Below are 13,301 nucleotides of genomic sequence, written 5' to 3' on the forward strand. Positions count from 1 at the left end.
CCTTTCGCCACATATTGTAACAAATGCCGCCCCACCTGGCGCCGGACCTTGGTCCAGGCGAGAGGTACCACCGGCCTTCCACATCACCGCCAAAAGACCAAGGGCGCAAACCACCCCGGACCTTGGCCCAATGCACATAGGCATTTGACGACATAGCATATCAACTACTCATTCCCAGGCCTGTTGGTTGCCACCCATGGTGCCTGGGCCGTTCCGACACTTAACGCGAGGCCCGAGATGCCGACAACTGCGGGCAACCGAGCGCCCGATACTACGCCGGCGCCGGGCGCTTTTCGCAGCCCCGGCCTCAATTCCTACATTATTTCGGCGGTGGCCCTGATCGCCCTTACCGTGTTCCTGGTAGTCTTCGCCGCCGCCTCCACCATCTATTCGCGAACCCTCGAAGAGCGCGCCGCGGAGACCGCCGAAGTGCTTTCGCGGCAAACCTTTGCCAGCATGTACCAGGTGATGCGCCTGGGCTGGAACCGCAAACAGCTCGTGGATTTTCTCGACTCGCTGGAGCAATCCTTCGACAACAGCAACATCCGCGTCGAGCTCTACCGGGGCGAGCGGGTGAACCAGCGCTTCGGCGAAGCCCCCAGCGCCGTACCAGACGCGGCCGTGCGCCAGGTCTACCGCGACGGGGAGAAATTGACCCTCTCCGACGGCATCGATCACCGCCACATCATGCCGGTACTGGCCCAACAGGAGTGCCTCGGCTGTCACGACAACGCCCAGACCGGCGACGTGCTCGGCGCTGTGGAAGTCTATCAGCACGTGGGCACGGCGATGGATCGCGCGCGCGGCGAGCTGCTTTCGCTGCTGCTCGCCACCGGCCCACTCACGCTGCTGCTGGCCTCCGCGGCGGGACTGCTCGCCACGCGGCGCATCAACCGCTCGCTGCGAATCTTCCGCGGCCGCGTGCAGAAAGTCCAGGCGCTAAGCGACATGAACCAACTGGAGACACGCAACCTGCCGCTGGGCTTCAAGGAGCTCGACGACATCATGCGCCACGTCGAGCTACTGATCGAGCGCCTGCGCCACGTCGCGGTCGACCGCGACGTCCTCACCCTCGAGCGGCGTCTGCTGGAAAAGTTCGTGATCAACTCAAACGTCATCCAGCACTGGAGCCGCTATGTCCAGTTGCTGGGACGTGAAATCAATGAGGTCATCGACGCCCCACTGCTCATCACCGTCTTGGAGGACGATGCCGGCACCTGCCAGCTCGACCTGTTCTGGCGCGGCCAACCTTCGCCCCGCGACCGCCGCCTGATCGAACGCGTGGCGCGTCGACTGCTCTCGCACCCACACGCCCGAACGGTAAACGAGATTCATCATCACGTCAGCGATGTCACACGTCCCCAAGCAGCCCTGAATGCCGCCACCCTGCGTGACGAGTTTTATGTGCATCGACTCGACACACCGAGTATCGGCAATATCAGCGCACTGGCCCTGCAGACGAACATCGCCAATGACGCCGTGGGCCGCACGGTGCTGAGCGGCATCCTGCCGACGCTGCTCAACGTCATCGGCTCGATCCGCGCCATACAGCAGTACACCCAGCAGGTAGAGACACTGGCCACCCGCGACCCGTTGACCACCCTCCACAACCAGCGCATGTTCTGGGATCTGTTCACCCACGAGATAGACCGCGCCGGCCCGTCGGGCAAGCCGGTGGCCCTGCTGGTGATCGATGTCGACAACTTCAAGCAGCTCAACGACCGTTATGGCCATGGGTTTGGCGACCGCATGCTCTGCGAAATCGCCGACGCCCTGAAGCAACACCTGCCTCGTGGCGCCGTGCTCGCCCGTTACGGCGGCGACGAGTTTACCCTGGTGCTGCCCGGAGCCAACGCAACCGACAGTCAGAAGGAGGGGCACCGGCTCATCAAGCAGCTCGATCACCTGCCCCTCGAGGCCCCCGACGGCACGACCATCCACCTCAGCGCCTCGATCGGCGTGGCCATCTACCCGCAGCACGCCGGCAGCGCCCGGGACCTCTTCGTCATTGCCAGCAACATGGTCTACAGCGCCAAGAGCCTGGGCAAGCACCGGGTGGCACTACCTGGCGCGGACGAACTCGTCGATAATTTCCGCTCGATGGGCGAGCAGGGTCTACGCGTGCTACGCGCCCTTCGCGAGCGCAGTGTGGTGCCTTATTTCCAGCCCATTGTGGCCACGCAGAGCGGCGGGGTCGCCTGCCACGAGGTACTGATGCGCATCGAAAGCAAGGGACGACTGCTGCCCACGTCGGAGTTCATCCCCGTCGCCGAGCGCATGGGCGTGATGCCCGACCTGGACCTGATCCTGATGGACAAGGCCTTCGCCCGCTTTCGTGCCGACGGCTATCCCGGCCAGTTGTTCGTCAACCTGTCGCCACGCGCGATCCTCTCCGAGAGGTTCCTCGCCACCCTCGGGGAACTGCGCGAGCGCCATGCCCTGCCGCCGGGCCGCGTGGTACTGGAGCTCACCGAACGCGACACGGTCACCAACCTCGACCTGCTGGAAGAGCTGGTCGGCACCCTCAAGACGCAAGGGTTCGCCTTCGCCATCGACGACTTCGGTTCCGGCTACTCCTCCTTCCACTACCTGCGTCGGTTGCCGGTGGACTACCTCAAGATCGAAGGGGAATTCATCCGCAATCTGCCCAAGAACCACCGCGACCGTGCCTTCGTCATCAGCATCATCGCCCTGGCTCGCGAACTCGGCGTAAAGACCGTGGCAGAGTTCGTCGAGAATGCCGAGGTGCTCGAGACCATCCGCACGCTGGGTATCGACTATGCCCAGGGATTTCATCTGGGCAGGCCGGCGGTCGACCCATGTCGCGTGACCGCCGACCCAGGGCAAATCGGACCATGGTCCGATAACAAAATACCGTAATAGGAGTAACTTATCCCCAATATCATCTGGCACGCTCGCCTCCCTTAGCAGGAGGCGGCTCGCAAAAAAATGGACGACCCAGTCCAGACCGTGAAACCATCGGGAGTCACAATCATGAAAGTCACCAAGAACGTTCTCTTCTCCTCCGCGCTGATGACCGGCGCCCTGCTGGTCCTGCCGATGAGTGCCAGCGCCGATCTCGGCCAGGAAACCTATGCCGCCAACTGCGCCATGTGCCACGACAGCGGCCTGGCCGACGCCCCCGTGCTGGGCGACGCCGCTGCCTGGGCCTCGCGTCTAGAAGCCGGCACCGACGCCCTGGTGGCCAGCGTGATCGATGGCAAGGGTGGCATGCCGCCGCAAGGCCATGTCGGCGAAGACGCCGTCAAAGCCTCCGTGCAGTACATGATCGACCAGGCCAAGTAAACGTTATGGCGCTCTGAGCGCCGCACTGCAAAGCACAACGCCGCCCCCGGGCGGCGTTGTGTTATGTGGCGTCGTGTTATGTGGCGTCGTGTTATGTGGCGTCGTGTTATGTGGCGTCGTGTTATGTGGCGTCGTGTTATGTGGCGTCGTGTTATGTGGCGTCGTGTTATGTGGCGTCGTGTTATGTGGCGTCGTGTTATGTGGCGTCGTGTTATGTGGCGTCGTGTTATGTGGCGTCGTGTTATGTGGCGTCGTGTTATGTGGCGTCGTGTCACGCCCTGTGCCATGTGTGGACAGCGCATTTCGTGTCGAGCGGCTCAGTCGTACCGCACCAGTCCCATCAAGTCAGGATCCATGCCCTGGTCGAGGTACTTGAACACCAGCACACGGCCATTGAACATGTCGGCCAGGTAGACCCGCTGGCGGCTATCCACGGCCACTCCCGCCGGCAGGTAGAGCCCCCCGAGCGCCGTGCCCTCCGTCGCCAGTGGCATCAGAAAACGCCCCTGATCGTCGTAGACCAGCAGATACCCATAATAGGACTCGACCACATAGAGGTTGTTGTGCCGGTCCACCGCCACCCCCTTGGGGCGCACCAGGTCGCCGACAAGCAAGCCCCGCTGGCCGATGCTGTCGCGCGGATCACCCTCGGGGCTCAGATGCTGAACCCGGGCATTGAAGGTATCGGTGATGAAATAGCCACTGGCGGCAACGGCCACCTGGGTCGGGGCATTGAAACGCCCCGGGGCCTGACCAGGGCCACCCAGGGTGCGCCGGTGGTGGCCACGTGCATCAAACACCTCGAGGGTGTGGGCACGTATGTCGCTCACCACCACCTCCTCGCGGTAAGGGTCCCAGGCCACGCCACCGGGGCGCAGCAGAGGCGTGTCGCCGAAGCGCCCCAGCGGTCGCCCCTCGCCATCCAGGCGGAACACCGCTCCGAGTTCGGCATCGGCCACCAGCAGCTCACCATCCGGCAGTATCGCCACCCCACTGGGTGCAACAAAGGGCTGCCCCACGTCGGCGCGCTCCCACACCGAGAGCCGCGGCGCCACCGGGTCGAAAACATATACCGAGGGGTGTGCCATATCGGTGACATAGACACGGCCGTCGGCATCCACCGTCACCGCACTGGGGCGGCGCAATACGGTGGGCTCGCGATCGCCGCTTCCCAGCCCGACCAGCCAACGCACCATGCGCTCCCCCGTGGAGCGCGCCTCGGCCGCGGCGCGGAAGTTCTGCTCGCCAAGCAACTGGCCCACGTAGGCGTAACGAGCCGTTTCCGGCGGCTCCGGCCACACCTGGGTCGACTGCTCGCCGGGCTCTGCCGGCGGGCGGTAATGGAACAACTCGGGTGCACTCGCACATCCCGCCAGCAGCAGCGCCACCCCCACTCCGGCCCAGCGTTTCATGGATTGTCGTCTCCCGTCGCATCTTCACCGGGCGCCACCGGGCAACCCAGAGGCACCAGATCCAGCACCCGGATCTGCCCCCGCGCGCCGTCGGCCAGATAGATCTCGCGCCCATCACCGACCAGGTCGTCGATGCGCTGCACGTCCAGCGGCACCGGGGTCAGCACCTCCACCGGCCCTTCGGCGGTGAGGCGATAAAGGGTACGCGTCGCGGTATCCGCCATCACCACCCCGCCACGGCCATCATCGGCCAACGGCCCGGGGGAGACCCAGGCGGAATGCGTGAAGACCACCCGGGCGCGACCCGCCTCGACCAGATGCACCCGTCGCTCGACCGGGTCGACAATCCACAGCTGCTCGTCGCGGGCGAGCAACCCGGCTACGCCGCCCAGCGGTGGCAGATCGTCCGCCACGGGCGCCTCGAAGCCGCCATGGGCATTGTAGGCCACCACCCGCCCGGCCTGGCCGTCGCCCACCAGAACGCGCCCCAGGCGGTCCAGGGCGACGGCGGTGGGCGCGAGGGGCGACTCGCGGGCAAAGGACTGCGCCTCTCCGGTGACCGTATCGAGGCGCAACAGGCTACCGGCTCGCGGGTCGGCCAGATAGAGCTGGCCGACGCCATCCAGGCGCAATCGTACCTCTCGCGAGGCAGAGAGCGTCGCCACCCGGCGTAGCCGATCGCTGACCGCTTCGAGCAGGAAGATGCTGTCATGGCCGGCATCGTAGAACCACAGCCCTTCGATATCGGCATCCAGCGCCACGGGCTGGCGCAGCCGCACGAAGCGCTCATCGAGGTAGCCACCATCAATGCTGCGCCACTCCTCCACAGTCCAGCCGCAGGGCGCCGCCTCGCCGGCCTGACCCGGCGGCAAGGCAGCGCAACCACCCAGCCCCAGCAGAACCAGCAGCAGAGCCGTGCGCATCCCCGTGCCCCGGCTCACCATCGACCAGGGCCAGAGGTCTCGTGGCCGCCCTTGATGTGGGTCGGCAGCCCCATCTTGCCGGAATGACATAGTTCGCAGTTCTCCAGCCCCCAGGCGATCTGGCCGTTGTGGCAGGCCCCGCAGTACTCGCCCTCCTGGAGGCGCTGCATGTCCATGGGGTTGGCCCCCACCCGCATCTTGAAGCCCAATTCGGAATCGGAGTGACACACCTTGCAGCGAAAACGTACCCGGTGGAACCAGTGGGGAAAGATCACCGGCGCCATGTCGGCCGCCTCGGAGAGGCGGTTGAGCACCACGTCGGCGTATTCGGCATCGGCGGTACCCGGCGGCAGAGCCACGGCCAGGGGCAACAGCAGCACAGCCAGCCGACGCGACCACCGCCGACCGGCGCGCTCAGCGCCGCTGCTGATCACGGATCTTGAGGTAGTCGTCATAGTCGACACTGTGACAGCGGCTGCACTCGGTGAGCGGGAAAGCCACGGCGCCATGGCAGATTCCGCAGTACTCTCCCATCAGGATCTCGAGCATGCTCATGGGCGTAGCTCCGACCTCCTCGGCGAAGGGTACGGGATGGCAGTTGTTGCAATCGAGCCATTCGCTGTGCTCCAGGTGGGGAAAGCGCACCACCTTGGCATCCCCGGTGTTGGGCAGGTAGATGTCCAGATCCAGAGTCTTGACTTCGCCTCTATCCAGCAGTGTAGCGCGTGGCTCGATATAGCCATCACGTACCGCCTTGTTCCAGTCCACCAGGTTACCGGACGTGGTGGCTGGCAGGTGGCCCAGCACATCGCCGGGTTCCTGCAGCATGTGGACCCCCGGCAAATCAGGGTCGTGCAGGCCATCCTCGGCCAGCGGCTTGTGCTTGGGCGCTGCCTCCTGCGCCACTGCCGGGCTGGTCATGGCCAGCCCGGCCAACAGCACCACGCTTATCCATCTGGCTATTCTCATCATGCTCACCCCGGTATGAAGATGCCCACCGAGCGCAAGGCCCGGATCAACTCGCGCGTGGCGTTTTCCAACGTGGCAATGGCCGTCTCGTACTCCTCGCGGCCGGCCTGCGCCGCGGCCTGATCGCGCAATTTCTCACTGACATCGACCGCCGCCAGCAGGCGCTGGCGCGACGCATCGCGGGCTTCGGGCTCGGCCATGAAACGGGCGACCAGTTCACGGTGCGTGGCATGGCGACGCTGCTCGTAGCGATACTCCTCCTCGGCGGAGGCGAAGTTGAGTGGTAGGCGCAGCGTAGTGCCATCGAGCAGCGCGCCCAGGCTGACCTCGACCCGCACGTAGGCGTCTTCCAACTGCGCCCTGGCGACTTCGCGCTCACCTGCCGCAAACCGCGCCTCGGCCCGCGCCAGCGCCTCACGGATGGCTGCCCGGCCATCGGCGGCAGCCCCATCGAGCGACTGTTCCTCGACCAGACGCTGATAGGCGTCGAGAAGCGAGCGAGCGCTGACCAGGCGTTCCTGGAAGGCCACCGCCTGGCGCGCCTCCCGTTCGGCCTGGCGCTGCTCGGCGGCCAGCGGGTCATCATCGAACAACGGTTCGCTTTGCGCCACCGCGCCGGGCGACAAGAAAAGCAGGCCCGCGGAAAATCCTGCCACCTGCCACCGCCGGAGTTGCTCGCGCTTGCCTGTGTGTCGCATTAGCTCACCCCGGAATGAAGATACCCACGGTGCGCAAGGCGCGGATATACTGGCCGGTGGAGGCCTCCAGGCTCTCCACTGCGGCGGCATGATCGCCCCGTGAGGCCTGCTGCTCGGCCTGACGGCGCAGCGACTCGCCCTCCTCGACGAAGCGCGCCACCATCGTCCGCGCTCCCTCGGAGGTGCCGGCGTCCTGCATGAACAGGCCCACCAGCCTCTGGTGGGTGTCGTTGCGCCCCAGTTCGTGCTGGTACTCCTCCGCCTTGGTGGCAAAGTCGAGGGTACGCACCCGTGTGGCGCCTTCCCGCGCCGCCTGGATACTCAGCTTGAGAGCCACATACGCCTCGTCGAGAATCCCGCGTGCCGTGGCGAGCTCGCCCCGCCCATGCAGTGCTTCGGCCTCAGACAGCTTGTCTCGCGCCTGTTCGCGGCTGCGCGCGAAGTCGCTGCCCAGGCGGTCCTCGGTACCGACCCGCTGGTGCGCCTCGAGCAGCGCCCGCACGCTCTCCAGGCGCCGCGCGTAGTCGCGCTCTCGCTTCTCGCCCACCACCTCTTCGGACTCGGCCAGGCGCACCGCCTCGAACATCTGGCGGGTCGCTTCCTTGCCGAGCTCGTCGGCCTGTTCGGCATCGCCCGCCTGGGCGGCCGCCACGGCCTGGCGGTACTGCTCGCGGGCCACGTCACGACGTGCATGCGCGGCCGGGTTGTCGCTACTCTCGACCTGGGCCGCCGCCGACGACTCCTCGATCAGGCGCGCCACGAAAGCCAGGTGAGCCCCGCCCGGCACCCCGCTGGGCGGGGCTTGAACGGGTGTCGAGTCACCACGGGGCAGCGCCTCGTCGGCCGTCGCCGGTTCCGGCGAGTTGGTCTCGGCGGTGGTCACGGCGGCAGTCTCAGGACGGACCTCAACGTCAAGGTCGGCCGCCGCGGAGGGCTCGGCCTCGGTGGCCGCCATGGCGCCCGCGTCGGGCGGGCTGCCCGGTGTTTCCGCCGGCGGGGGCGAGCCAGCGGCACAGCCGCCGAGCAGGCCGGCGGCGAACAACGCCGCCAGCACGCTGCGGCCGGAGACGGGCCGCAGCGAAGTCAGGGTCGTGAGGCGCATGGTCACTGCCCCCCCGCCGCCTGGGCGCCATCCTTGGGTCGTGAATGGCAAGCGCGACAGTCGGTCACCGGGAAGGCGACGCGGCCGTGGCAGGCACCGCACTGCTCGCCCAGCATGATTTCGGCCATGCTCATCTGATTGGCCCCGCGCTGGGGAATGAAGATCGCCGGGTGACAGTTCGAGCAGTCCAGCCACTCGGTGTGCTCCTTGTGGGGAAAGACCACATCGGGCATCGAGCCCTTCACTTCGCGAACGATGTTGAGGTCCATTACCGTCGGCCTGCGGGTCGGGTCATTGAGGTCGAAGCGCGGAGTGATGTGCTCCTCCTGCAGCGCCGTGACCCAATCGACGTAATTGCCGGCATTCGATTCGGGCAACGGCTGGAAGGCCTCGCGCGGCGTCTGCAGCATATGCGTACCTTCGGACGCGGCGTCATGAATGCCATCCTCGGCGGGCGGCGCATTGCGCGTGTCCGGCGAGGGCATCAGGCGGTTGAAGCTGAGCGGATCGTTGCCCTGGCCCTGGGCCAGCGGCACCGTGAGCAGGAGTACGGCAACGACGAGACTGGCGAATCGGAACATGCTGTCACTCCCCCTCATTGACTCTGGCTGGCGGGTGTCACCAGCCGCTTGAGCGTGCTGCCGTGAACCTGCGTCTCGGTACCCGGCTTGCCGGTGTGGCACAGCTCGCAGTTCTCCACGCCCCAGGCAATGTTGCCGTTGTGGCAAGCGCCGCAGTACTCGCCATCGATGATCTTGAGCATGTTGATCTCGTTGCCGCCGGCCTCGAACTCGAAGCCCAGGTCGCCGTGGCATACCTTGCAACGAAAGCGAATGCGGTGGAACCAGTGGGGAAAGACCACCGGGCGCATGTCCGCCTCGTCGGAGTAGTTGTTCATCACCACATCACCGTACTCGGCCCGCGCCTCGGACGGCGCCAACAACAGCGTCATGACCAGCGCCAGTAGCGCCGCGGCCATGATGCCCCCTTGCCACGCCCGGTGGCGCACCCTTGTTCCGACAGACATAAATGGACTCCTCGTGCTTTCCCAGTTCCACGAATGCGCCCGACGGGGCATTTCGTTGTTTAGAATCGGCGGCTCAACGTCAATCGATAGGCTTGGTCGAGCACACCGTCGTTCTCCGTCAGCGTGGCCGAGACGGACGCCGACATCATGCCAATGCGGTAATCGAGTCGATTTTCCCAGCGCACCTGCTCGCGCTCCTCGAAGGCGTCCTCGCGGCGCACCAGGTAGAGCAGGTTGTCGCTAGTATAACGCAGGTCAGAGCGCCAGTGCAGTCGCTGCACCCCGAACAGCCCCTGCTGGCGGTAGACCAGCCCCAGGCTGGTGCTCGGCTGCCAGTGGTCGAAGCCCGCCTCGTCTCCGCTGCGGCTCACCTGCAGGGTGGCGTTGGCCGACAGCGACTGAGCAGGGCTCACCTGCTGCTGCAACGACAGTTGCAGGTTGGCCAGTTGAAACACCCTGGCCTGGCGCCCCGCGTTGAACTGGCGGGCGTCACTGAACTGCAACTCGCCGAACGCCGAGCCCTCGCTGAGCGGGCGGTTCCAGCGCAGCGCCAGGCCGTGCTGCAGGCTCGAGCCCGACTCGTCGACGCTCGACACCCGATGCGAGGCGGACTGGTTGGCGCGCCCGTGCAGGCGTCCGAAATCGCCGCTGGCCAGTGCCCGGTCCAGGCTCTGCCCCACCCCCAGGCTGCCGCTGGCGGCCCCCTCGCCGTCGCCGCCATCGCGGTAGTTGCTGCTCAGGTCGGCGTTCCAGCGGTGGCGGAAGCCGGCCAGGGTGCGTACCTGAGAGCTGAAGTCAACCGCGGCACCATGCTGGTGGGCCACCTGGCTCTGCTCGCTGGTGAGGCCCGTGGCATCGCGGTGCTCGCGCTGCTGCAGCGTCGCCCCGCTGTTGGCATTGAAACGCCACTGGTCGGAGAGTCGGTAACGCACCCCGGTATTGAGCGCCAGCAACTGCTGCTCGCTGGCGGTGTCGCCGCCGCGGCTGTGCGTCTCCATCAGCCGCGCATTGGCGGTGAAGTCCAGGGGCCGGCCGCCCAGATTGCGCCACATTGCCGTACTGTTCAGTTGGTTGCGATCGAAGCGAGACTGTAGCTGCGGCGTGCTGGTGCGGCGGCGATTGGCGTTGGCCAGGTTATTGAAGGTGATGCTGCCCGGCCCTTCCATGTCCGGCGTATAGCGATGGCGCAGGGACAGGTCGCTGCGTTCGGTGCGCCGCGACTCGGGCTCGCTGCTGGTGCGGTCCTGATCCAGTTGCACGCCCAGGTCGTGGCGCTCGAAGCGGCGCTGGCCGGTGAACGACCAGCTCAGCCGCTCGTCACGCTGGGTGGCGTCATCGACTTGCTCGACCACCGTCTCCTCCAGGCGAAAGACGTAGTTGCCGGCGGTCGGGCTGCGGTACTGCTGGCGAAGGCCGTAGCGCGTCAGCGTGCGGTCCAGCCGCGACGAGCCGATCAGACGGTCGTCGGTGAAGCGGCTGTCGCGGCGTTCGAGCCACAGCCGCAGCGGGAAACGCGAGGGCGGCAGCAACGTCAGATCCAGCCTGCCGTCGACAACCTCGCCGCTGGTCGCCCGCGTCGACTCGCCCTCGACGCGCGAACTGTCGCGGGTCAGCGACAGTCCCACCTCGGCGTTGACTTGGGCGAACCACGGCTGCCACACATAAGTGCTCTTGCGCAGACGCAGGGTGGCATTCTGCCCCTGGCTCTCGCTGCTACGGCCGGCACCGTCGCTGCGCGTATAGCGCCCGCCCAGTTCCAGGTTACCGGTCAGCGGTGCGGCCAGGACACCGGGCGAGTGCAGCCCCACCGAGAGCAGCCCCGCCACTATGAGCCCCGCCGCCAGGGCTCTCATGTAGCCACTCGCGCCGCAACCACCGCTCGATGGGAGCCGCAGGCTTGGCAGAAGGCTAGCGCTCGTCCGGATCGGCGCCGATGCCACCGGCGGGCTCCAGCAGTTCATCACGCAGGGTCACCTCAGCCTCGGCCAGCAGCGTCTCGCGCAGTGTCGTCAGCGCCTGTTCGCCCTGCTCGCGGGCGAGCAGGCCCGCCGCGCGCTCGGCAACATCGGCGAAGTCGCGAAGCTGCGCCGCCTGACGCCCCTCCAGGCGCACCACGGCCACCCCCTCGAGCACGGTGATCGGTTCAGCCAGTTCGCCAGGCGTCAGTTCGCGGGCCGCGGCCTCGATCTCCGGGGCCAGCATGCCCTCGTGAACATAGCCCAGGTCGCCGCCATCCATGGCGCTGCCATCGGCAGAGTGGATCTCGGCCAGTTCGGCGAAGTCGGCCCCATCGCGCAGCCGCGCCAGGATCGACTCGGCCTCTTCGTGGGCCGCCTGCCAGGCCGTGCTACCCTCGCCGGGGTTGACGCGCAGCAAAATCACCGCAAGCTTGAGCTTGGCCGGCTCGGTGAAAAGCGCCGGGTTGGCGTCGTAGAAGGCACGCACCGCCGCGGGGTCGGGCTCGGGCTGCGCCTGCACCACGGCCTCGAGCTGATCGATAAGGCTGCGGGCTTCGAGGCGCCCGCGTTCGGCAGCAAGCGCTGCCTCGTCGGCGCCGCGCTCGGCCAGGCGGGCCAACCCCGCCTCGACGGCCTCGGCGTCGGGGGAAAGCCCGCGCCGACGCGCCTCGGTGGCGAGCAGTTCCCGCTCCACCAGGGCGTCAGCCACGCGGCGCTGAAAGCGCGCCAGCCCCCCCTCCGGCGGCTGGCCGTGGTAGAAGCTGTCGCGCGCCTCGTGGCGCAGCGCCTGGGCGTACTCGCCCACCGTGATCACCGTGCCATTCACCGTGGCGAAGGTGGCCGCCGGGTCGGGGGCCTCGCGGGCCGCCCCGGCGGGGGCCGCCACCAGCAGCAGCGCCAGGGTCGCGGCGCCCAGGGCGTTGGCGTAACCGTTGCGCACTCTCATCATCGCCTCTCCAGTCGAACGACCGGCCCGCCGCAGGGCGACGGGCCGGTCGAAATTAACGCATCACTTGTTGTGGCAGGCCAGGCATACCGCGCTATTGGCATTGCTGGTACGCATGAAGTGGACCTCGGCCGCAGTATTCGCTGAGGCCACATGCGGGTCGTGGCAGCTACCGCACTCCACCGCCGGCTGCGCGGCGCCACCGGAGAAATCCGTGCGGGTATAGAGGAAGATATCGGTGCGCTGACGCCCAGCGGTAGCGTCGACATCCACCCACCAGACGTCGTTGCCGTTGATGGTATCGAACTCGGGGGTATTGTAGTCGGGGTCGTTACAGGTACCCGTCGTAGCGCCACCCGTCGAGGTGATGCCGCCGCCGCAGAACTGGATGCTGATCGGGTGGTCGTCACGCAGGTCGGTGCCGCGCATGGCGATATCGTTGCTCACGCCCTCAGCACTGTTGTCCATGACGAAGGTGCTGTCCCCAGTATCGCCCAGGCCACGCCCCGGGGCGTTGATCACGGTGTCCATGGCCTGGGTGCCGTCGTGGCAGGAGAGGCAGGCCAGCGACACCGAGCCCACCGGCGCCTCCTCGCCCTGCAGGGTCACCGTGCCCAGCGCCGAGTAGCGTTCAGTGATGCTGTCCGTCATCGTGCGGTTCCACAGCGGCGCTGCGGCGTCGGTATCCCCGCCGTGGGGGGTGTGGCAGTAGACGCAGATCTCGCCGAGCGCGCCTTCTCGCCCCTCGGTGCCGTCGGTGAGGTCGTGGCCGGTGCCGGCCATCTGTGCCTGGGCGCCGCCCGCCAGAGCCAGCCCGCCCAGGGCCAGCGTCAGGGTGGCGAGGCCGCGGCGCAGGGAGCGCCAGGCGCCCCGTTGATTGGTGTGTGTCATGGTGTGTCCCCTCTCGTCATGTTGTAGGCCATTCCTTGCTCGTTTCCCGCCGCCGACGGCGCCTTGTCG

Annotated in this window: 13 protein-coding genes; 2 read left to right on the forward strand and 11 right to left on the reverse strand. The window is 66.9% G+C overall.

Annotated elements, in window-relative coordinates; all coding sequences use genetic code 11:
• Nucleotides 1–237: 237 nt before the first annotated feature.
• Together DU490_RS12955 and DU490_RS12960 are read left to right on the forward strand one after the other, a co-directional pair.
• The gene (locus DU490_RS12955) at nucleotides 238–2,880 is read left to right on the forward strand and encodes a bifunctional diguanylate cyclase/phosphodiesterase (RefSeq protein WP_114574711.1); all 2,643 of its coding nucleotides are present in this window, start codon (nucleotides 238–240) and stop codon (nucleotides 2,878–2,880) included.
• A gap of 114 nt (nucleotides 2,881–2,994) precedes the next feature.
• Nucleotides 2,995–3,306: a cytochrome c5 family protein gene (locus DU490_RS12960; RefSeq protein WP_258801657.1), complete on the forward strand. Its 312-nt coding sequence runs from the start codon at nucleotides 2,995–2,997 to the stop codon at nucleotides 3,304–3,306.
• Nucleotides 3,307–3,623: 317 nt separating this feature from the next.
• Here the strand turns inward: DU490_RS12960 and DU490_RS12970 are convergent, their stop codons facing one another.
• From DU490_RS12970 to DU490_RS13020, 11 genes are read right to left on the reverse strand one after another with little or no spacing between them, the layout of a single operon-like run.
• Entirely contained in the window at nucleotides 3,624–4,718 is a 1,095-nt protein-coding gene (locus DU490_RS12970) for a 6-bladed beta-propeller (RefSeq protein WP_114574712.1), read from the reverse strand.
• The gene (locus tag DU490_RS12975) at nucleotides 4,715–5,641 is read right to left on the reverse strand and encodes a hypothetical protein (protein WP_147270462.1); all 927 of its coding nucleotides are present in this window, start codon (nucleotides 5,639–5,641) and stop codon (nucleotides 4,715–4,717) included. The genes DU490_RS12970 and DU490_RS12975 overlap by 4 nt, the downstream gene beginning before the upstream one ends.
• A gap of 14 nt (nucleotides 5,642–5,655) precedes the next feature.
• Nucleotides 5,656–6,075 carry a c(7)-type cytochrome triheme domain-containing protein gene (locus DU490_RS12980; protein ID WP_220270496.1) on the reverse strand — a complete coding sequence of 140 codons (420 nt, stop codon included), beginning with the start codon at nucleotides 6,073–6,075 and terminating at the stop codon, nucleotides 5,656–5,658.
• Nucleotides 6,056–6,610, reverse strand: coding sequence for a c(7)-type cytochrome triheme domain-containing protein (locus tag DU490_RS12985; protein ID WP_220270497.1), 555 nt, complete (start codon nucleotides 6,608–6,610; stop codon nucleotides 6,056–6,058). Before DU490_RS12985 ends, DU490_RS12980 begins: the two co-directional genes overlap by 20 nt.
• 5 nt (nucleotides 6,611–6,615) lie before the next feature.
• Nucleotides 6,616–7,308, reverse strand: a complete 693-nt coding sequence (locus DU490_RS12990; RefSeq protein ID WP_114574716.1) for a hypothetical protein — start codon at nucleotides 7,306–7,308, stop codon at nucleotides 6,616–6,618.
• Nucleotides 7,309–7,312: 4 nt separating this feature from the next.
• On the reverse strand, nucleotides 7,313–8,410 hold the full coding sequence (locus DU490_RS12995) for a hypothetical protein (protein WP_114574717.1): 1,098 nt from the start codon (nucleotides 8,408–8,410) through the stop codon (nucleotides 7,313–7,315).
• A 2-nt stretch (nucleotides 8,411–8,412) separates the two neighbouring features.
• Nucleotides 8,413–8,991: a c(7)-type cytochrome triheme domain-containing protein gene (locus DU490_RS13000; protein ID WP_220270498.1), complete on the reverse strand. Its 579-nt coding sequence runs from the start codon at nucleotides 8,989–8,991 to the stop codon at nucleotides 8,413–8,415.
• Nucleotides 8,992–9,005: 14 nt separating this feature from the next.
• Entirely contained in the window at nucleotides 9,006–9,437 is a 432-nt protein-coding gene (locus DU490_RS13005) for a c(7)-type cytochrome triheme domain-containing protein (RefSeq protein ID WP_220270499.1), read from the reverse strand.
• A gap of 59 nt (nucleotides 9,438–9,496) precedes the next feature.
• Complete coding sequence (locus DU490_RS13010) at nucleotides 9,497–11,290, reverse strand: hypothetical protein (RefSeq protein WP_114574719.1); 1,794 nt, start codon at nucleotides 11,288–11,290, stop codon at nucleotides 9,497–9,499.
• Nucleotides 11,291–11,345: 55 nt separating this feature from the next.
• Nucleotides 11,346–12,344 carry a peptidylprolyl isomerase gene (locus DU490_RS13015; RefSeq protein WP_114574720.1) on the reverse strand — a complete coding sequence of 333 codons (999 nt, stop codon included), beginning with the start codon at nucleotides 12,342–12,344 and terminating at the stop codon, nucleotides 11,346–11,348.
• A 60-nt stretch (nucleotides 12,345–12,404) separates the two neighbouring features.
• Nucleotides 12,405–13,232, reverse strand: coding sequence for a hypothetical protein (locus DU490_RS13020; protein WP_114574721.1), 828 nt, complete (start codon nucleotides 13,230–13,232; stop codon nucleotides 12,405–12,407).
• Nucleotides 13,233–13,301: the final 69 nt, after the last annotated feature.

The organism is Halomonas sp. DQ26W (assembly GCF_003339685.1).
GTDB lineage: Bacteria > Pseudomonadota > Gammaproteobacteria > Pseudomonadales > Halomonadaceae > Halomonas.

Coding starts and splice junctions, on each gene's coding strand:
- DU490_RS12960 (WP_258801657.1), top strand. CDS start 2,995: ATGAAAGTCACCAAGAACGTTCTCTTCTCCTCCGCGCTGATGACCGGC.
- DU490_RS13005 (WP_220270499.1), bottom strand. CDS start 9,437: ATGTCTGTCGGAACAAGGGTGCGCCACCGGGCGTGGCAAGGGGGCATC.
- DU490_RS12985 (WP_220270497.1), bottom strand. CDS start 6,610: ATGAGAATAGCCAGATGGATAAGCGTGGTGCTGTTGGCCGGGCTGGCC.
- DU490_RS13020 (WP_114574721.1), bottom strand. CDS start 13,232: ATGACACACACCAATCAACGGGGCGCCTGGCGCTCCCTGCGCCGCGGC.
- DU490_RS12955 (WP_114574711.1), top strand. CDS start 238: ATGCCGACAACTGCGGGCAACCGAGCGCCCGATACTACGCCGGCGCCG.
- DU490_RS13015 (WP_114574720.1), bottom strand. CDS start 12,344: ATGATGAGAGTGCGCAACGGTTACGCCAACGCCCTGGGCGCCGCGACC.
- DU490_RS12995 (WP_114574717.1), bottom strand. CDS start 8,410: ATGCGCCTCACGACCCTGACTTCGCTGCGGCCCGTCTCCGGCCGCAGC.
- DU490_RS13010 (WP_114574719.1), bottom strand. CDS start 11,290: ATGAGAGCCCTGGCGGCGGGGCTCATAGTGGCGGGGCTGCTCTCGGTG.
- DU490_RS12970 (WP_114574712.1), bottom strand. CDS start 4,718: ATGAAACGCTGGGCCGGAGTGGGGGTGGCGCTGCTGCTGGCGGGATGT.
- DU490_RS12975 (WP_147270462.1), bottom strand. CDS start 5,641: ATGCGCACGGCTCTGCTGCTGGTTCTGCTGGGGCTGGGTGGTTGCGCT.
- DU490_RS13000 (WP_220270498.1), bottom strand. CDS start 8,991: ATGTTCCGATTCGCCAGTCTCGTCGTTGCCGTACTCCTGCTCACGGTG.
- DU490_RS12990 (WP_114574716.1), bottom strand. CDS start 7,308: ATGCGACACACAGGCAAGCGCGAGCAACTCCGGCGGTGGCAGGTGGCA.